Origin of the sequence: Motilimonas pumila (assembly GCF_003596335.1) — a bacterium.
In the GTDB taxonomy this organism is placed as follows: Bacteria; Pseudomonadota; Gammaproteobacteria; order Enterobacterales; family CBDFNC01; genus Motilimonas; species Motilimonas pumila.
Genome location: NZ_QZCH01000001.1, coordinates 100,413 through 118,161 on the forward strand (window position 1 = coordinate 100,413; position 17,749 = coordinate 118,161).

Genomic DNA, 17,749 nt, shown 5'->3' on the forward strand with positions numbered 1-17,749 from the left:
GCCCAAATCAGGGTATTACACGCTAACCTGGGCGCTAAAACAATGAAATTAGCGTTACTTGGTAACGCTAACTTTGCGACAAATCAATTAGTCTCGCATTTCAATATAAGCTTTTGAGGATACCTTGCTGTAATCTTTTACGTCAGCCAAAAAAGCTTGGTACGCTTGGTAGATTTTGTTCATTTCTGGATCAGCAGCGGCTTGCTCTTCGAGCACTTGTTGCGACAATTGTTTCAACTTAGCAATCACTTCAGGTGGGAATTGACGCAACTGCACATTGTGCTCATTTACCAGTACTTTTAATGCCTTGACGTTTTGAGCCATGTATTCATCAAGCATTTCCGCATTCGTCGCGCGAGCCGCTGTTTCAACAATGGCCCGAAGATCTGCCGGTAGCGCTTCTAAGGCTTTCTTATTGGCCATAAATTCAATGGTGGTACCCGGCTCATGCCAACCTGGGTAGTAGTAGTACTTCGCGGCCTTGTGTAGGCCAAACGCTAAATCATTGTATGGCCCTACCCATTCGGTTGCATCAATGGCACCGGTTTGCAACGAGGTAAATATTTCACCGCCAGGCAAGTTTACAGGTACCCCACCGGCACGCTTGAGCACCTCGCCGCCTAAGCCAGGCAAACGCATTTTTAAACCTTCTAAATCAGCCAGTGAGTTAATTTCTTTATTAAACCAACCGCCCATTTGAATATCTGTATTACCGCCGGCTAAAGGCACAAGCCCAAACTTGCCGTACACTTCTTGCCACAGTTCCATGCCGCCACCGTAGTACAACCATGCGTTCATCTCTTGCGCTGTCATACCAAAGGGAACCGTTGAGAAAAATTGCGCCGCAGGTGATTTACCTTTCCAGTAATACGCCCCTGAGTGACCCATTTGCGCGGTGCCCGCTTGCACAGCGTCAAACACTTCTAGCGCAGGCACCAACTCGCCAGCGCCATAAACTTTCACGGTCAAACGACCGTCGCTCATTTGGCCTACTTTCTCAGCAAAACGCTCAGGCGCCACGCCAAGTCCAGGAAAATTCTTTGGCCAAGACGTCACTAATTTCCATTGAATCGGTTTAAACTCTTGTTTTTTTGCACCCGCAGCATCTTTTTCACCACAAGCCGTCAGACCTAAGGTCATCAGTCCAGCCATAATGATGGATGCCAGTTTGATGGTTTTTCTCATTTTTTCATCCCTTGTGAAATATTAGACATCAAGTGTCCATGGTTAAGGCTTGCGGTGTTTTTTCTGCGCCAGTCAAGCAGTCAAACGCCAGCACAGAGCAAGCTAGTTATAAATTTGATCCGGTAACCAAGTGACCAGCCCTGGCCAAATAGCCAGCGCTAATAATAGTAGTAACTGAATAGCAATAAAGGGCATCACGCCATAATAAATATCTTTGGTTGCCACATTACTGGGTGCCACTCCCCGTAAATAAAATAAGGCAAAGCCAAATGGTGGCGTTAAAAACGATGTTTGCAGGTTAACCGCGAGCATGATCCCTAACCATACGGGGTCAAATCCCATGGCTAACAACACAGGGCCTACGATTGGCACCACCACAAACGTGATTTCAATAAAGTCCAGAATAAAGCCCAACAAGAACACCACCAGCATCACCACTATCATGGCGCCAATCTTCCCGCCGGGCATGCTTTCAAAAAGGTGATGAATCAGCTCTTCGCCGCCAAAGCCACGAAATACTAAAGAGAAAATTGACGCGCCAATTAAGATCAAGAAAACCATGCAAGTGATTTTTACGGTCGCTTGAACCACCGACGCTAAGATATGGCGGTCGATATGGCCCTGGGTCACCGCCAAGATAGAGGCCCCCATCGCCCCAACACCGGCGGCTTCTGTTGGTGTGGCAAAACCAAATAAAATAGAGCCAAGCACAACTACGATAAGGCCAAGTGGTGGCAGTAAAGCTTGCATAAGTTGTGGTAAAGCTACGCGTGGGGCGTCAGCGCCTGATTCAGCATCATCGGCGTTTTGTGTCTTTGTATCACTGTTGGCTGACTGATTGTTAACATGCGTAATCACTAAAACATATAGCAAGTACATCACTACCAGTAATAAACCCGGTACGATAGCACCGGCAAATAAATCTCCGACTGAGACGGTGTCCGGAGAAAAGATACCCATTTTCAACTGAGCTTGCTGATATGCGCTCGATAAAACATCACCAAGTAAAACCAAGGCAATGGAAGGAGGAATAATTTGGCCAAGGGTACCGGTTGCGCAAATAGTGCCCGCCGCAAAACTGGCCTTGTAGCCCTGCTTTAGCATACTTGGTAAGGACAACAGCCCCATGGTGACCACGGTCGCGCCTACAATTCCCGTACTTGCCGCCAATAACATGCCCACAAGAATAACCGCTATGGCTAAGCCTCCTTGGTAATTGCCCATCAGTAAGCCCATCGAGGTCAGCAGTTTTTCAGCTACCTTAGACTTTTCAAGCATGACACCCATCAATACAAACAGCGGGACCGCCAGCAATGTTTGGTTAACCATGATGCCATAAATACGATTGGGTAAAGCGCCTAAGAAACCATCATCAAAAGTGCCCGTTAGAATGCCCACAAAAGCAAACAATAACGACGTGCCCGCGAGCGTCAGCGCCACCGGGTATCCCAGCATTAACACTGCACACACAGCAGCAAACATCACTAAAGCAAGGTATTCCATTATGCTTGTCCCCCTTGCGCAGTAGTCGAAGTATTTTCGGTCTGGACGCCCAATAAAGTCAGTAAACACAGGGCAATTTGTGATAGCCCTTGCACCATTAACAACCCAGGAAACAACAGTAACGCAGTTTTTAATACAAACACTAAAGGCAAACCGCCTGCTTCGGGGCTGCCTTCCAGTAATTGCCATGACGTCATGACATATTGCCAACAGCTAATAAGTAAGAAGATACAAACGGGAAGTAATAAAAAGACACCGCCAAACAGGTCAACCCAAGCTTGTTTACGAGGGCTAAAGTTGCGGTAAAAAACGTCAACACGTACGTGTTCGTTGTCTTTAAGGGTATAGCCCGCGCCTAACATAAACACCATAGCGTGCAAGTATATGGTTGATTCTTGTAACGCAATCGAACCAAAATCAAACACATAACGTAACGCCACCACGACGACCATAACAAGCATCAGCAACAGTAAACTCCAGCCTAAAACTCGCCCGAAAGCGTCGGAGCATCGATTGATAAGGTGATGAAATGCCAACAATTGCTTGGCCATAGGACTTCTCTTAACTGACAAACACGCAGCTAGCACTGTAATTATAAAAAAAACATAAAACAAACCGCGCTAACTAAAAACATGATGCTTATCAGTGAGCTAATCATTTAGTGTGCAAAATAGTGGCGCAGCGCACGAAAATACTAAGGCGCAAATTGATAAAGATCATGGCGTCTTATTTACCGGCTTAATATTCCAGTAACTATTTTAGCGACCACCCTTGGACCTGTAGCGGACAGTCAGGCATACCAATGCGCTATTGAAACAAAAGCGTCATCGTCAGTATAAAGTCGTAATACTTGCTAGTAATTCGACACGTTTCCATTAATATGCCAATGATTTTCACAACTAAAGTAGGCGTTTGATGGCTCGTTTTGGATTTATTATCAGTAGTTTTTTTCTATTATTTGCGTGCGCCAACACTGAAACACTTGAGCAAAAAGTGCCGCAGCCAAACGAAGCATTACCACAAATTATTAGCCTTAACCCTTTGCTACCTGAATTTAAGCCACTACTGAATACCTTTGCCCCCTTTGAGCTCGAAGTGAGGGATTATCGCCCCGCTAATTATATTGTGAGCATTGCTGATGGCGATAAAGTAGCAGTGCTAATTCGTAACCAACAAAGCATCCGGTCGCTGGTTAAAAAACGTTTAAATCAGGGGTTATTAGAGCAAGGAAAAGTGACGTTGGCGCGCCACGATAACCAACTCGTGGTAGATGTGGTGAAATTGCTGACTGAAATAGAGCAAGATCCAAATCAGTTTACCCTAACCACACAGGTGCAATTACACGCAACCTTGCTAGTGAATGACCAAGTGCAATTAACAAAACAGTTTAAAAGCCAACAAGTTCAGACTAGAATCAATTTGACTCCGGAAGATTTAAACCAAGGCTTGGATCTTCATTTAAGTAATGTATTACAACAGATTATTAGGCATACCGAGCTATACCAACCGCTCGTGAACAAGGATAAATAATGAGAATTGCCCAACTGCTTACTCTTATCAGCTGTCTTTTTATTGGCAGCGCAATGGCTGCAAACCCACAAATCAAAATTGCGACGAATCAAGGTGACATTGAGCTGGAGCTTTATCAGGATAAAGCGCCAACCAGCGTCAAAAACTTTCTGAGTTATGTTGAAAAAGATGGTTTTAAAAACACCGTTTTTCATCGTGTCATCAAAGGCTTTATGATTCAAGGCGGTGGTTTTGATATTGACTATCAACGTGTTGCCACTGGCGCGCCTATCGTCAATGAAGCCAAAAATGGTTTATCCAATGACCGAGGCACTATCGCGATGGCGCGCACTGCCATACCAGACTCAGCCACCCGACAATTCTTTATTAACCATAAAGATAACCCTAACTTAAACTACGGCCGCTCTGACGGTTATGCTGTATTTGGTAAAGTGACCAAAGGCATGGACGTGGTTGATAAAATTGCGAACACTCGCACCAGTACCAACAGCAAGCTGCCAGGCATGCGCGACATCCCCGTTGAGCAAGTGGTTATCACCGAGATTTCAGTGCTCCCTGTCGAGGAGAAGTAATCTTATGCCAGTTGTGGATAGGCTTCACAACTGGCTATCACTGACCACCTGATGCATTGAGTGTACTTGATTTTCGTCTCCCCCCCTTACACAATGCATACTCTTCAAGCTATTTAGCTCAACCAGTAAGGGCACCGTTATTTCAACCACTCAATCTTGGCGAGACGCCATCAGCGTTTATCTAGAAAAACGTGTCGCCATCTTATTCTTATTAGGCTTTTCTGCCGGCCTGCCTATTCTGTTGGTGTTTGGAACCTTGTCGTTTTGGTTGCGCGAAGCCGGCGTTGACCGCAGTGTGATTGGGTTTGCGAGCTGGGCAGGTTTGGCCTATGCCTTCAAATGGATGTGGGCCCCCCTCGTAGACCGGCTACCCTTACCAATTCTCAGCACAATACTGGGTCGGCGTCGCAGTTGGTTATTGCTGTCCCAGCTTCTAATCGTCGCCGCCATCTGTGGCATAGCACTTACGGATCCCCTTGAAAACCTAGGCATATTTATCGCGTTTGCAGTGTTAGTCGCATTCGCATCAGCCACTCAAGATATCATCATTGACGCTTATCGTATTGAGTCCGCGCCGGAGGAGTTTCAGGCTGCGATGTCGGCGGCGTATTTAACCGGTTATCGATTAGCCATGATAGTAGCAGGTGCTGGCGCGCTGACGATTGCAGCGATGATGGGAGACGGCACAGAAGCCTATCAACGCAGCGCTTGGATGTGGTCTTATTTGGCCATGGCGAGCTTAATGTTGGTTGGGATCATCACTTGTTTATTTTGTCATGAGCCGCAAGTTGCAAGTAAAGGTGTCAATGAACAAATGTTAGCCTTAAAGCAGCAATTATTGGTCAATCACCCTCACCTACCTCATGGGCTTTGCCATGGCCTGGCTTGGCTCAAGTCCACATTCATCACCCCCTTTGTTGACTTCTTTAGCCGCTATGGTTGGCATGCGTTGCTGATTTTGGCCTTAGTTGCCAGCTATCGAATTTCCGATATCGTGATGGGCATTATGGCCAACCCATTTTACGTCGATATGCAATTCACTAAAGAACAAATTGCTGCGGTGACCAAGGTGTTTGGGGTTATCATGACCTTAGTGGGAGCCGGTTTGGGTGGCATACTGATTAAACGCTTTGGCACCTTAAAAATTCTGTTTGTAGGCGCCCTCCTCTCTGCCGCGACCAATTTAACCTTTGCACTGCTTGCCACTACAGCTGACAACCCGGTGGTGTTCACCTTTGCGTTTAACTGGCTCGATACGCCCTGGCAGCTGACCAATTTCCATTTACTGATAAGTGTTATCTCTTTAGACAACCTCAGTGGTGGCATCGCCATTGCAGCCTTTATTACCTATTTATCTAGCCTGACAAATCGCGCTTTTTCAGCCACCCAATATGCTTTGTTTAGCTCTGTGATGACCTTACTGCCAAAGTTTGTTGCCGGATTTTCGGGCGTATTTGTAGATAACTACGGTTATGAAGCCTTTTTTATCACCACCGCAGCGATAGGCGTGCCGGTGCTGTTTCTCATTATTGTGATAGCCAAGGTTGTGCCAGCGCCTGCAGCGTTAGCAAGCCATGAAGAAAAAACTGACAACCCAAGTTCTTAAGTTCTAACCGCCCTGCGACGAAGCCAGTCTTCGTCGCCGCTCCCTCCTGTCAGTTACCCCTTTTTATTCCAAGTTCAATTCGACTGGGCAATTACGTTTTTTGTAATAAGCTTACGTAATAGTTATGCAGCTTACGACAACGGCCATGCTGCGCCTGATTCATGAGTTTTTTATAACTTGAATTGGAAAAAAAAATAGCTTATATATTATTTCAGAATAAGAAATGAAGTAATTATCCTAACAAATCTTATCTTTTCGGCCGTGAGAAGTGGATTGAAGCGGCCATTTTCACTAGGATGTATAGCAATGTGTTGTAAAAAAACATCTTTTACCATGATGTAATAAACACACAAACAATGATCCAGATCCAGCCTTGTGTTTATTACATAAGTAAAATGGCAAAAACTCGATAAATCAGGGAATAACTATGCAGATAGGTGTACCAAAAGAGCTGCTAGAAAATGAAACCCGAGTCGCTGCGACGCCAAAAACCGTCGAACAGCTTCTTAAACTTGGCTTTTCAGTTTCAATTGAAGCATCCGCTGGCGAACTCGCCAGCTTTAATGACCAAGCATACATAGACGCAGGTGCAAGCGTTGAATCAGATACCCCAACATTGTGGCAGTCTGACATCATTTTTAAAGTTAACGCACCCACGTTTGAAGAAATAGACTTACTCAAAGACGGCGCAACATTGATAAGCTTCATTTGGCCAGCTCAAAACGAAGAGTTGATGGCGAAATTAAGCAGCAAAAATATCAACGTGCTCGCCATGGATGCCGTACCACGAATTTCACGAGCGCAAGCTCTTGATGCATTAAGCTCAATGGCTAACATTGCTGGCTACCGTGCAGTTATTGAAGCCGCAAACCAGTTTGGCCGTTTTTTCACCGGTCAAATTACCGCAGCAGGTAAAGTGCCGCCAGCTAAAGTGTTAGTGGTAGGTGCAGGTGTGGCTGGTTTAGCAGCAATCGGGGCAGCAGGCAGCCTGGGCGCCATCGTTCGTGCAACAGATACCCGCCCTGAAGTCGCTGAACAAATCGAATCGATGGGGGCAGAGTTTCTTCTGCCAGATTACGAAGAAGACGGTTCAAGCTCTGACGGCTACGCCAAAGTCATGAGTGATGGCTACAAGCAAGCGCAAGCAGAAATGATTGCCGAGCAAGCCAAAGACGTTGATATCATCATTACCACTGCGCTTATTCCTGGCCGACCTGCACCGCTCATCATTACCGAAGAAATGGTTAACTCGATGAAGTCTGGTAGTGTCATTGTCGACTTAGCCGCGCAAACTGGTGGTAACTGTGCCTTTACCGAAAACGGTAAAATTGTAGAAGTTAATGGCGTTAAAATTGTAGGTTACAGCGACTTACCAAGCCGCTTACCAACACAATCAAGTCAGTTATACGGCACTAACTTAGTTAACCTAATGAAGCTGCTATGCACTGAGAAAGACGGCAACATCAATATTGATTTTGAAGACGAAGTCATCCGCGGTACCACAGTCGTGAAAGCGGGTGAGATCAGCTGGCCACCACCGGCAATTCAAGTCAGCGCAGCGCCTGCACAACCAGCACCGGCTGCTGAGCCTGCACCACAAGTCGAAGAAAAACCTGCCAACCCTTGGCTTAAACCGGTTGCAGCTGCACTCGGTGCGTTGGCTTTTTTCTGGGTAGCGGACAAAGCGCCAAGCGACTTCTTGTCTCACTTCACCGTGTTTGTGTTGGCATGTATTGTCGGGTATGGCGTGGTATGGAATGTAAGTCATTCTCTGCATACACCATTAATGAGTGTCACCAACGCAATTTCAGGCATCATTGTAATAGGTGCGTTACTGCAAGTTGGCAGTGAAAGTGGCGTGGTCACCTTCCTCTCGTTTATCGGGGTGCTCATCGCTACCATCAACATTGTTGGTGGCTTCACCGTTACTCAGCGTATGCTGAAAATGTTTACTAAAGACTAGGGGTTAAGCAAATGTCAGATGGAATCATGACTGCAGCGTATATTATTGCTGCAATTTTATTTATCCTTAGCCTAAATGGTTTAAGCCATCAAGAAAGTGCAAAGCGCGGTAACTTGTTTGGTATTTGTGGTATGGCAATTGCCATATTCGCCACCATTTCAAGCGACGGCGTCACTGGCTTAGGTTGGATCATTGTCGCTATGGTTATTGGTGCTGCGATTGGGGTACATAAAGCCAAAAAAGTTGAAATGACCGAAATGCCTGAACTGATTGCGGTATTGCACTCATTCGTAGGTTTAGCGGCAGTCTTCATTGGTTTTAACTCTTTTATCGACCATGAAGCACCAGCAGCCGTTGAAGTTGCTGGCTCAGTAGCCGGTAATTTACCGGAAGCGGCTGTGGCAGCAAAAGCTGCATTGCAAGCGGCAGCTGATGAAGCTCACGCTCGGCACATCATTCACTTAGTGGAAGTCTTTTTAGGCGTGTTTATTGGCGCGGTAACCTTTACAGGTTCAATCGTTGCCTTTGGGAAACTGAGCGGAAAATTCAAAAGTGCCCCGCTTAACCTGCCGGCTAAAAACATGCTGAATGTGGCGGCGTTAGGGGTTTCTGCTTTACTGATGATGTGGTTTATCAACGCAGAAAACGGCAGCACCTTTGCCTTAGTAGTAATGACCCTTATTGCATTTGCTTTTGGTGTACACCTAGTAGCATCAATCGGTGGTGCAGACATGCCTGTAGTGGTTTCAATGCTGAACTCATACTCAGGTTGGGCTGCTGCGGCAACGGGCTTTATGCTATCAAATGACTTGTTGATCATTACAGGTGCCTTGGTCGGCTCAAGCGGTGCTATCTTGTCGTACATCATGTGTAAAGCAATGAACCGCTCGTTTATTAGCGTAATCTTGGGCGGCTTTGGCGCCGAAAGTGGCTCTGTAGGCGGCGACGACGAGCAAGGCGAGCACTATGAAACATCCGCTGAAGAAGTAGCTGAAATGCTGCGTAACAGCCGTAATGTTATCATCGTTCCTGGTTACGGCATGGCGGTAGCGCAAGCACAATACCCTGTTGCAGATATCACGCGTAAACTGCGCGATAAAGGCGTAAATGTGCGCTTTGGTATTCACCCTGTTGCAGGTCGTTTACCTGGCCATATGAACGTATTACTGGCTGAAGCGAAAGTGCCTTATGACGTTGTATTAGAGATGGATGAAATCAACGACGACTTCGCTGAGACAGATACGGTATTGGTTATTGGTGCTAACGATACGGTTAACCCAGCGGCGAAAGAGCCTGGCTCACCGATTGCCGGCATGCCAGTGCTAGAAGTGTGGGAAGCGACCAATGTCGTCGTCTTCAAGCGCTCTATGGCTTCGGGTTATGCGGGTGTGCAAAACCCATTGTTCTTTAAAGATAATACCAGCATGCTATTTGGTGATGCCAAAGCGTCAGTAGATAATATTCTACACGCTCTGTAATCTAAGCCAGAATACATGTTAATAACTGAGCCCGCTGATAGCGGGCTTTTTTATGTTTGCTAAACGTTAATTCAGACTCATATTCGTTAAAATGTGTGGTTTCTTGCCATGCTGGGCGACACACCGTAGAACTTTTTAAACCGGTTAGAAAAGTTGGCCACATCATAATAACCGAGCGCTAAAGCGACTTGCCCAACTCCCCAGTGTTGAGTCACCAATAAGTGCTTTGCTCGGGCCATTTTTAGGGTCAGCAAATACTGTTTTGGGCTAACGCCTAAGTACTGCATACACAATCTAAAAAAATGCGGCTCAGAGTAATGCAACTTGCTGGCTAACTCCGCCACAGTCCACGGATGCTGTAACTGCTGCTCTACCTCAGCAAATAAGTGCCTAAGCTTTATTTGCGCGCCACTCACGTTAGCTTTAGGCTCGATAAATAAGGACTTCTGCACGAGTTGCAATATAAGTTCCAAACATGCCGCAGTAGTATGACCACCTCCTGGGGTCATTTTAGCTTCACAGATGAACATATTAATGGCGTGATAAAGGCCAAGAGCATGTTCACTGTAACTAACCTCTGGCTGACTTAAACTCAACCCTTGCCACATTTCAGTACTGTCCAAAATAAACCAAGCGGTTTCCCACTCCTCGCCGTCTAACGCAAATCCACTGAATGTTTTCGCTGGCAATATGGTTAAGGTGTTAGCTTCAATGACTTGGCTTGAACCTGGCGTTAATAAACGACCTTGCCCCTTGATACTGTATAACAAAACATGGAAGTCGACGTCTGAACGACATATTTTAAAATGATCTTTTGCCAAACTTGTTCCACACAGCAAGATACTATACTTAGAGAGACTTTTAACGTCATCTTGACCTAAATATTTCTCTTGGCAGGCTTCTGATACTTCACAACAATCTTGCCATTCATGCATAAAATATTCACTATGATAGTTTAGAACAACACATTGCGAGTTTACACTATGCAGTTAAAGGGTAAAAGCCAGTATATTTCCGGTTGTCTAATAACATTAACTACACCGTGATCTTTCTCGGTTTGTTAAGCTCATAAGCGCTTAAGCGCTGTAATATTTACCTGCAAATAGGAGACAGTATGAGAGCTAAAATCGCAACTGCAACTGACAGTGGCTTTTTACGTAAACTGTGGCAACTTGCGTTACCGGTTTCAATTCAGTCTTTACTGTTTTCACTATTGGGCTTGGTCGATATTCTGATGGTAGGTCAGCTTGGAGAAGCTGAGGTTGCCTCTGTGGGTTTAGGAAACCGAGTCTTTTTTTTCAATCTATTAATTATCTTTGGTCTCTCCGGTGGGGTCAGTGTTTTAGCTGCGCAATATTATGGTAAAGGTGAAGTCGCAGGGGTACGTCGTTGTTTAGTGCTTGCGATAATTGCTGCGGTCGCGGTTTCTTTGCCTTTTGCTCTTTGGTACACGATAAACCCTGAGCAAATTATGGCATTTGCTAGCGACGACCAAAAACTCATAACGCTTGGCGGTCAATACCTCCAAATAACCGGTATTTCTATTCTATTGACTGCGATTGTTGTACCAATAGAGGCCTCTTTACGTGCGGTAGGTGATGCCAAAACCCCTACCAACATTGGTATTATTGCTATCATAATCAACGTTTTTTTAAACTGGTTATTAATTTTTGGCAACTGGGGATTCCCGGCACTTGGCGTTGAAGGTAGCGCTTGGGGTACCACTATCTCTCGCGTGTTACAAACCATCATATTAATCGCGTACGTACTACGTAAACGAAGAATCGTGGTATTTAATTGGGTTGACGTGCGCATGGCGTTGGCTAAGAAAGAAATCATGCGCTTTTCCAAAATTGCGGTACCGCTGCTTATTCACGACGGTTTTTGGGCCTTCGGGGTACTGATTTACAGCTTTATTTATGGCCGTATTGGCACCGAAGAGCTGGCAGTGATGAGTATGTTAGCCTCTGTTGAGGGTACCATTTTTGCGCTGTTTGTCGGGTTTGCAGTCGCTTGCTCTACCATGCTAGGCCATGAGCTTGGTGCCGATAAATTTGACGACGCTTGGCAGCAATCTTGGGTGTTTATCATTTTTAGCCCTATTTTTGCGCTATTAATGACAGCGACCATCATTTTATTCAAAGACCAATTGGCGAATGTCTTCAGTGGGTTTGAAGGGGACACGCTTAACAGTGCGATAAGAGTACTGATCATAATGGCGCTGGCTTTAAGCATTAAAGTGCTTAATATGGTTGGTATAATGGGCGTGCTGCGCAGCGGCGGCGACGTCAATTACAGCATCTTTATTGATTTATTTTGCATGTGGTGCATCGGTATCCCATTGGCATTTGTTGCTGCAACCGTATGGGGCTGGCCGTTGTACTTGGTCTACCTTTGCTCATTATCAGAAGAGATTGTGAAGGCCTTTATGGTGATTTTTAGGGTACATCGTAAAAAGTGGTTAAAGAATTTAGTACACGACGATGATAAATCAGTGTCAGCATAATTATACAAGCCTGCACACTAACCTAATACAAAGAGAATATGGAACAAGAGCAATACAACAGCGTCACAACTAGGATTTGTAAGGTGGTTGCGCTGATACCGACAGGTTACGTTGCAAGCTATGGACAGGTGGCAGACTTGGCGGGCCTGCCTGGTAGAGCGCGCTCAGTCAGCCGCGCGCTTAATCAAGCCCCTAAGGCCCTCAACTTACCATGGCACAGAGTGGTGAATAGCCAAAATAAGCTGTCATTTGCCAAATATTCAGAGCTTTACCAAGCACAAAAACAGCTTTTGCTGGCAGAGGGGGTTTGCTTTAAGGGGTTAACCATCGCTGCAGAACACCGCTGGCAACCGCCTCTCTCCACTTTATTACAGCTAGAGTTTTAACACTCCTAGTGGTGGCCCGTTCGAACAAGTTGTTAAAGTGCCTCTTTGATCGCAGTTAAGGTTACATCGATATCAGCTCTGCTAATACCGAGATGGGTAACCCAGCGGGTCGGCTGGCCGGGCGTAAATAAGATGCCCTTATTTTGTAAACGTTGAGCCAGCTTATACATATCAATATTTATGCTTTTAACAAACACCATGTTGGTTTGTACTCGGCTGGGATCTACGTCAAAACCCTTAATCTCACTCAGCTTAAGGGCAAGGTAATGCGCATTATCATGATCTTCTGTTAACCTTGTGACATTATGCTCTAAAGCGTATTGAGCACCTGCAGCTAGCATCCCCGCTTGACGCATCCCACCTCCGGTAGTTTTACGCCAACGTTTTGCCGTCTCAATAAAACCTCGAGAGCCTAGAAGTAGAGACCCTACCGGTGCGCCTAAACCTTTTGATAAACAAATGGAGACAGAATCAAAGTACTGGCAAACTTGTTCTATAGATACGCCTAGTTTCACGGCCGCATTAAAGGCTCTCGCGCCATCCAAATGCATACGCAAATTACGCTCAAAGGCTAAGGCTTGAACTTTTGCCATATAATCCAGAGACAGTACTTTGCCATTAATGGTGTTCTCTAACGAAATAAGCTTGGTTTTCACAAAGTGGATATCGTCAGCTTTGATCGCCCGCTCCACTTTTGTAAGATCTAAGGTACCATCAGCTGAATTCTCAATCGGCTGAGCTTGCACTGATCCTAACACTGCGGCGCCGCCACCTTCATAAATATAGTTATGAGCTTGTTGGCCGCAGATGTATTCATCACCTCGTTGACAATGGGTCATCAAGCCAATCAAGTTTGCTTGGGTACCGGAAGAGGTAAACAATGCGGCGTCAAAGCCGAGCAAATCTGCGGCGTATTCTTGCAGCGCATTTACACTAGGATCGTCACCATAAACATCATCGCCTACCGGCGCTTGAGACATGACCTTGCGCATCTCTGCGCTTGGTTGCGTGACCGTATCACTTCGAAAATCTATCATAGATACCACCAAAATTATTTATCACTATGGTAATCCACAAAATAAAGCCATAACAACCAATTTGTTTGACCAGTCCAAGTTAAAAACCTAAGTGATAAATATTCAAGACGGCAAAATTACAAGAGAAAAGCCAGCATGTAAAAAGGAGGGGGTTGGTTGGTTATTTGCTTGATTGATTATTTGCTGGGTTGCTTGCTTGGTTAGTTGCTTGCTTGATTAATTGGTAGAGGAAAGTTCGTCGACGATACCGTCGGAAGAAAAATGACTGATTGGGCTTAAGAAGCCACTTAAAGCTACTTCATGATCTTGATTAACGCCAGTCCAAGAAACTGAGATATCGACTTTTTTAGGGTTGACTGCGCCATCCCCCAATAATTTAAGCTCGTTGACTTGCCAGCTTACTTCATAAGTAAAAATGCCATAAATCTGCGGCGCTTCACTGCCAGTATTAATCGCGATGAAGTCATCTTCGGTGATAAAATCGCGAAAATCTTCCATTTTTGCTTGAGCGAGCTCAAGCGCGACGAGCCGAGCTTCAGCTTGACTGCCTTTAATAAATAAATGCTTTTGCAATTTCACCGTCGCAACAACCGCTATGCTGACAATCAGCATAGAGACTAAAATTTCGACTAAGCTAAAACCGCTTTGCTTATTACTCATTAACAACTAAAAGTCCGTTTATTAGTTGAAATCACGCCAAGTGCCAGGCACCCAGCCAAACCTAACTGCACCCGCGTTTGAATCGTCAAACGAATACAGGTTACTTAAAACATCACTGTTGTAATTCACAACGATAGAGCCAGATGTCATGACGGCGCCATTTTCATCGCCATCCACAATCACTGACCCTTCAACACTGATAGAGCCACCAAAGGAAGCATTCACCGCTGCAGACATTAACGGATCATCTTGACTATTAACTAAGTACACCAAACCTTGAATGTTTGCACCGCCACTAAAGTCGGCGCTGCCATCGATAATTAAGGTGACAGGGTTTTCAGCAGTCCCCGCACTATAGGTCGAAGAAGCGGTAGTGACGACACAATCACCATAGACCCAGACAATTCGCTCTCCCTGCTGACCGTCAGGTAACATACAGACACCATCGCTGTCTGGTGTTACGAAGAGCACGCCTTCTTCACCATTGGCAGCCTTATCCTGAATACTGTCTCTTAAGTCGGCAAAGTCCGCTTCCTTGGTGCCTAAGTATTCTTCTTTTAAACTCTCTGGAAAGCGAGGATCTGATAAGCTGATATCACCATTAGCAAAGGTTTCATCACCCTGCTCAGGAAAGCTATTTATGGTATCTGCGCTGAATGAGCCTAACTCATTTTCTAAGGTGGCGTCAGCTGCATCTAAGGTGTTAGAAAACATGCTTAGATCAGTAAAGCCTTCGGTATCACCTTGATAGCCGTAACTAAACCAATCTCCAGCTAATTGCAGAGAGTCATAACTGCTCCAATATGACAGATCTTGTTCGCCATAAGCGTTTGAATTACTGGCTACTTGCACCGAGCCTTCGAGTAAGGTTTGGGTATTAGTAATGATGGGCGCAAGAGGAACTGCACCGTTACCGTTTGCGGTACCCGCAAAATAAAACTCTCGGCTAACAGAAGCTTTTGCCAAACCATCGCGAGAGCGACCAGTGCTAACAACTTGCAACAACTTGGGATTATTTGAACTTTGCTTAACCACGACGGTCACTTGTTCAGAGCCAAAAAAATCGATAAATTTTTGCGTTTGAGCATCGTTGCTAGAACCAACTCCCAACACTAATGGAGTATCATCCGTTTTATCGAGGAAGGTTTTTGCCGCAGGTGTTGATACGCCATCAATCTCGACTTTGCCAAACGCTAGCCAAGTGCCAGCATAATCCAACCCTAACTCGGCATTGGAATAGGCTTCTTTATGGCTGTAATCATTAGCCGACGCTTTAATTTCAAACAGCTTATTTTTGGCCGTATAAAAAGTAAATGCCGTTGCACTGAGCATTAACAGCATCGTCACTAACAGAGTCGCCATACCGGTTTGATACCGGACAGTTATTACTCTCATGGTTGTGCTCCCGTTTACAACACCGACTCATTGTTCGGCTTAGTACGCTTGGTTTCTTACCAAGACTTTTTTATTTATTGCTATTTTTTTATCACTATAATTCTTCAATGAAGCCGTCATGCTTATTGTTACTGTACTCATCAGAGTGTTCAGCCCCTCAGATGGCACCAATCCCGCTTCACCTTTCGCATTAACTCTACTTAAATCAAACTTTAAGCTATCGATCACAACTTGAGAGTGAGTCAATAAGGTCCAATTCGATTGGCTAGCACAGTTACTATTGCCACTGCGAATATAAATGCCACCTTGGTGCAGCTTATAGCCTACATACTCATTTGCATCCGGCGCATCCCCAGAGTCATTCATGTCATAAGCAAAGGTAATGCAGGTTTTGTCACTCGAAACTTGTAAAGCCGTAGTGTCAGCTTGGGAGTTATAAGCATTGTTAGCAAAACCAGAACTTAAAGCAGCAGCGCCGGCACCCGACCAATAGCCCGCGCGACGAATATCTCGAGACATTAGCTCGACCAAGCTTTTGACTTCAAGGTTTAATCGCCCAAGAGAATTAATCTTATTGTTGTTCACCATACTCGTGGTATAGAGGGACAACATCATGCCAAGTACTAGCAAGCCTAGTACCATAGCAATCATTAGCTCTACCAAGCTGAAACCGGCTTGTCCCCTAGCTGCATGCCGCATAAGAAGAGCTTGACCCAGTTTTACATGTTTGAGTGATATTACCGATAGTGTTGACTATGATTTTAATACTACTTTCATCAGCACCAGTTCCGGATTTAACGACAACATTACCCAGCAAGTCACCCGTTTTAGGCATACCTCGTTTAGGATCAAAAACAACTCTGTTATTCGTCATACTATCGACCACCAAGGTTACTTTGTTGAAGTCCTTGCCATCGAGTTTTATTTCACGACCATCTATTGCGCAAGAGTTTGCGGTATTGCAGTCGCAGGTTTCTGTGCCGCCTGCTACCTGAAATAACCCCACGCACCAGTTGCCATTCGCTCCGGCAGCGAAATTAACAGAGACTTGACCGTTAATCTTTACAGATTCACTTTTTGCATAAGCAATAAGTGAATGGATGGACTCGTTTGAGCCACGTAATTGGTTACTTTTGAAAAGGCTTTCGTAAGACCCGACCCCAATACCGATGAGTATTGCTAAAACAGCAATAGTAATTAGCATCTCGATAAGGGTAAAACCGGTTTGAAGTGACTTGATCATCATCCATGACCTCTCATTATTTACGACGTTGGACGAGAAATGTCCTTATTCCTCGAGCACAAAATATACTAACACGGCGATAATTTGTGCACAAATAGAGCTCAATTCTACCTTACAAATCTGTGTGGCACATATCATTAAATTGAAAATAAGCAAATTTAAGACTTAAAATTGATATTTTCCCAGTGATAATAATGATACTAATGGCTGGAGTGAGTATAATGCTCGACCTTACAACGAATTCAAGGAAGATATCTATGAAGGCTACACGGTCACACGGCTTTTCATTAATTGAAATACTCGTGGTAATCGCAATTATAGGCATACTGGCTTCTATTGCTTACCCTTCTTATCAGTCTCACGTGCAAAAAACTCGTAGGACTGATGCGCAGTCAATATTGATGCAAGGAGCTCTTGAACAAGAGTCTCACCGCATAACCAATACCACCTACAGCGCTGCTATAGCGGATATAGGTATAGCCAACAACGACGACTATGAATTTTCTATCACTGGAAATACTGCGACGGCTTACACCATTAAAGCAACCGCTAAAACCGGCAGCACTCAGCAAACAGATAAAGCAGGTGCGACTAATTGTAAGGAAATGACCATTAACCAGTCAGACGTAAAAACACCTTCAGCTTGTTGGTAAACGCTCGACATACTATTTAGCATAGAGTTTCC

General features: G+C 45.1%; 17 protein-coding genes. 8 read left to right on the top strand and 9 right to left on the bottom strand.

Annotated features, from left to right (window positions below):
* Positions 1 to 87: 87 nt before the first annotated feature.
* The 3 genes from D1Z90_RS00545 to D1Z90_RS00555 all read right to left on the bottom strand — a co-directional run bounded on the left by D1Z90_RS00545 (position 88) and on the right by D1Z90_RS00555 (position 3,239).
* The gene (locus D1Z90_RS00545) at positions 88 to 1,185 is read right to left on the bottom strand and encodes a TRAP transporter substrate-binding protein (protein WP_119908805.1); all 1,098 of its coding nucleotides are present in this window, start codon (positions 1,183 to 1,185) and stop codon (positions 88 to 90) included.
* Positions 1,186 to 1,287: 102 nt separating this feature from the next.
* The gene (locus D1Z90_RS00550; RefSeq protein WP_119908806.1) at positions 1,288 to 2,688 is read right to left on the bottom strand and encodes a TRAP transporter large permease; all 1,401 of its coding nucleotides are present in this window, start codon (positions 2,686 to 2,688) and stop codon (positions 1,288 to 1,290) included.
* Positions 2,688 to 3,239: a TRAP transporter small permease subunit gene (locus D1Z90_RS00555; protein WP_119908807.1), complete on the bottom strand. Its 552-nt coding sequence runs from the start codon at positions 3,237 to 3,239 to the stop codon at positions 2,688 to 2,690. The genes D1Z90_RS00550 and D1Z90_RS00555 overlap by 1 nt, the downstream gene beginning before the upstream one ends.
* A 364-nt stretch (positions 3,240 to 3,603) precedes the next feature.
* On the opposite strand from D1Z90_RS00555, the gene D1Z90_RS00560 reads away from it, so the two are divergent.
* The 5 genes from D1Z90_RS00560 (at position 3,604) to pntB (ending at position 9,837) form a co-directional block, all read left to right on the top strand.
* Positions 3,604 to 4,218: a YajG family lipoprotein gene (locus tag D1Z90_RS00560; protein WP_119908808.1), complete on the top strand. Its 615-nt coding sequence runs from the start codon at positions 3,604 to 3,606 to the stop codon at positions 4,216 to 4,218.
* Positions 4,218 to 4,790: a peptidylprolyl isomerase gene (locus tag D1Z90_RS00565; protein WP_119908809.1), complete on the top strand. Its 573-nt coding sequence runs from the start codon at positions 4,218 to 4,220 to the stop codon at positions 4,788 to 4,790. Before D1Z90_RS00560 ends, D1Z90_RS00565 begins: the two co-directional genes overlap by 1 nt.
* A 139-nt stretch (positions 4,791 to 4,929) precedes the next feature.
* Positions 4,930 to 6,396, top strand: a complete 1,467-nt coding sequence (locus tag D1Z90_RS00570; protein ID WP_119908810.1) for an AmpG family muropeptide MFS transporter — start codon at positions 4,930 to 4,932, stop codon at positions 6,394 to 6,396.
* Between the two features lie 427 nt (positions 6,397 to 6,823).
* Positions 6,824 to 8,359, top strand: a complete 1,536-nt coding sequence (locus D1Z90_RS00575) for a Re/Si-specific NAD(P)(+) transhydrogenase subunit alpha (RefSeq protein ID WP_119908811.1) — start codon at positions 6,824 to 6,826, stop codon at positions 8,357 to 8,359.
* 26 nt (positions 8,360 to 8,385) lie between these two features.
* The gene (gene pntB, locus D1Z90_RS00580; RefSeq protein ID WP_438941732.1) at positions 8,386 to 9,837 is read left to right on the top strand and encodes a Re/Si-specific NAD(P)(+) transhydrogenase subunit beta; all 1,452 of its coding nucleotides are present in this window, start codon (positions 8,386 to 8,388) and stop codon (positions 9,835 to 9,837) included.
* Positions 9,838 to 9,923: 86 nt separating this feature from the next.
* On the opposite strand, the gene D1Z90_RS00585 is transcribed toward pntB, so the two are convergent.
* Positions 9,924 to 10,772, bottom strand: a complete 849-nt coding sequence (locus D1Z90_RS00585; protein WP_119908813.1) for a helix-turn-helix transcriptional regulator — start codon at positions 10,770 to 10,772, stop codon at positions 9,924 to 9,926.
* A 179-nt stretch (positions 10,773 to 10,951) separates the two neighbouring features.
* On the opposite strand from D1Z90_RS00585, the gene D1Z90_RS00590 reads away from it, so the two are divergent.
* Complete coding sequence (locus D1Z90_RS00590) at positions 10,952 to 12,343, top strand: MATE family efflux transporter (protein ID WP_119908814.1); 1,392 nt, start codon at positions 10,952 to 10,954, stop codon at positions 12,341 to 12,343.
* 38 nt (positions 12,344 to 12,381) lie between these two features.
* Complete coding sequence (locus tag D1Z90_RS00595; RefSeq protein WP_119908815.1) at positions 12,382 to 12,729, top strand: MGMT family protein; 348 nt, start codon at positions 12,382 to 12,384, stop codon at positions 12,727 to 12,729.
* 32 nt (positions 12,730 to 12,761) lie between these two features.
* Here D1Z90_RS00595 and ltaE read toward each other — a convergent pair whose 3' ends face one another.
* The 5 genes from ltaE to D1Z90_RS00620 all read right to left on the bottom strand — a co-directional run bounded on the left by ltaE (position 12,762) and on the right by D1Z90_RS00620 (position 17,064).
* Positions 12,762 to 13,766 (bottom strand): low-specificity L-threonine aldolase, encoded by a 1,005-nt coding sequence (gene ltaE / locus D1Z90_RS00600; protein WP_119908816.1) that lies wholly within the window; start codon positions 13,764 to 13,766, stop codon positions 12,762 to 12,764.
* 216 nt (positions 13,767 to 13,982) lie between these two features.
* Positions 13,983 to 14,426 (bottom strand): type IV pilus modification PilV family protein, encoded by a 444-nt coding sequence (locus tag D1Z90_RS00605; protein WP_119908817.1) that lies wholly within the window; start codon positions 14,424 to 14,426, stop codon positions 13,983 to 13,985.
* A 21-nt stretch (positions 14,427 to 14,447) separates the two neighbouring features.
* Positions 14,448 to 15,821, bottom strand: coding sequence for a hypothetical protein (locus tag D1Z90_RS00610; protein ID WP_147378717.1), 1,374 nt, complete (start codon positions 15,819 to 15,821; stop codon positions 14,448 to 14,450).
* Positions 15,822 to 15,860: 39 nt separating this feature from the next.
* Positions 15,861 to 16,520 carry a PilW family protein gene (locus tag D1Z90_RS00615; protein ID WP_119908819.1) on the bottom strand — a complete coding sequence of 220 codons (660 nt, stop codon included), beginning with the start codon at positions 16,518 to 16,520 and terminating at the stop codon, positions 15,861 to 15,863.
* Positions 16,504 to 17,064: a GspH/FimT family pseudopilin gene (locus D1Z90_RS00620; protein ID WP_158587020.1), complete on the bottom strand. Its 561-nt coding sequence runs from the start codon at positions 17,062 to 17,064 to the stop codon at positions 16,504 to 16,506. The genes D1Z90_RS00615 and D1Z90_RS00620 overlap by 17 nt, the downstream gene beginning before the upstream one ends.
* A 257-nt stretch (positions 17,065 to 17,321) precedes the next feature.
* Between D1Z90_RS00620 and D1Z90_RS21895 the strand changes: the two genes are divergently transcribed.
* The gene (locus D1Z90_RS21895; protein ID WP_119908821.1) at positions 17,322 to 17,717 is read left to right on the top strand and encodes a type IV pilin protein; all 396 of its coding nucleotides are present in this window, start codon (positions 17,322 to 17,324) and stop codon (positions 17,715 to 17,717) included.
* Positions 17,718 to 17,749: the final 32 nt, after the last annotated feature.

Excerpts from the sequence above, each read along its gene's own strand:
- D1Z90_RS00545 (WP_119908805.1), bottom strand. The coding sequence starts at position 1,185 with ATGAGAAAAACCATCAAACTGGCATCCATCATTATGGCTGGACTGATG.
- D1Z90_RS00550 (WP_119908806.1), bottom strand. The coding sequence starts at position 2,688 with ATGGAATACCTTGCTTTAGTGATGTTTGCTGCTGTGTGTGCAGTGTTA.
- D1Z90_RS00555 (WP_119908807.1), bottom strand. The coding sequence starts at position 3,239 with ATGGCCAAGCAATTGTTGGCATTTCATCACCTTATCAATCGATGCTCC.
- D1Z90_RS00560 (WP_119908808.1), top strand. The coding sequence starts at position 3,604 with ATGGCTCGTTTTGGATTTATTATCAGTAGTTTTTTTCTATTATTTGCG.
- D1Z90_RS00565 (WP_119908809.1), top strand. The coding sequence starts at position 4,218 with ATGAGAATTGCCCAACTGCTTACTCTTATCAGCTGTCTTTTTATTGGC.
- D1Z90_RS00575 (WP_119908811.1), top strand. The coding sequence starts at position 6,824 with ATGCAGATAGGTGTACCAAAAGAGCTGCTAGAAAATGAAACCCGAGTC.
- pntB (WP_438941732.1), top strand. The coding sequence starts at position 8,386 with ATGACTGCAGCGTATATTATTGCTGCAATTTTATTTATCCTTAGCCTA.
- D1Z90_RS00585 (WP_119908813.1), bottom strand. The coding sequence starts at position 10,772 with ATGCATGAATGGCAAGATTGTTGTGAAGTATCAGAAGCCTGCCAAGAG.
- D1Z90_RS00590 (WP_119908814.1), top strand. The coding sequence starts at position 10,952 with ATGAGAGCTAAAATCGCAACTGCAACTGACAGTGGCTTTTTACGTAAA.
- D1Z90_RS00595 (WP_119908815.1), top strand. The coding sequence starts at position 12,382 with ATGGAACAAGAGCAATACAACAGCGTCACAACTAGGATTTGTAAGGTG.
- ltaE (WP_119908816.1), bottom strand. The coding sequence starts at position 13,766 with ATGATAGATTTTCGAAGTGATACGGTCACGCAACCAAGCGCAGAGATG.
- D1Z90_RS00605 (WP_119908817.1), bottom strand. The coding sequence starts at position 14,426 with ATGAGTAATAAGCAAAGCGGTTTTAGCTTAGTCGAAATTTTAGTCTCT.
- D1Z90_RS00610 (WP_147378717.1), bottom strand. The coding sequence starts at position 15,821 with ATGAGAGTAATAACTGTCCGGTATCAAACCGGTATGGCGACTCTGTTA.
- D1Z90_RS00615 (WP_119908819.1), bottom strand. The coding sequence starts at position 16,520 with ATGCGGCATGCAGCTAGGGGACAAGCCGGTTTCAGCTTGGTAGAGCTA.
- D1Z90_RS00620 (WP_158587020.1), bottom strand. The coding sequence starts at position 17,064 with ATGATCAAGTCACTTCAAACCGGTTTTACCCTTATCGAGATGCTAATT.
- D1Z90_RS21895 (WP_119908821.1), top strand. The coding sequence starts at position 17,322 with ATGAAGGCTACACGGTCACACGGCTTTTCATTAATTGAAATACTCGTG.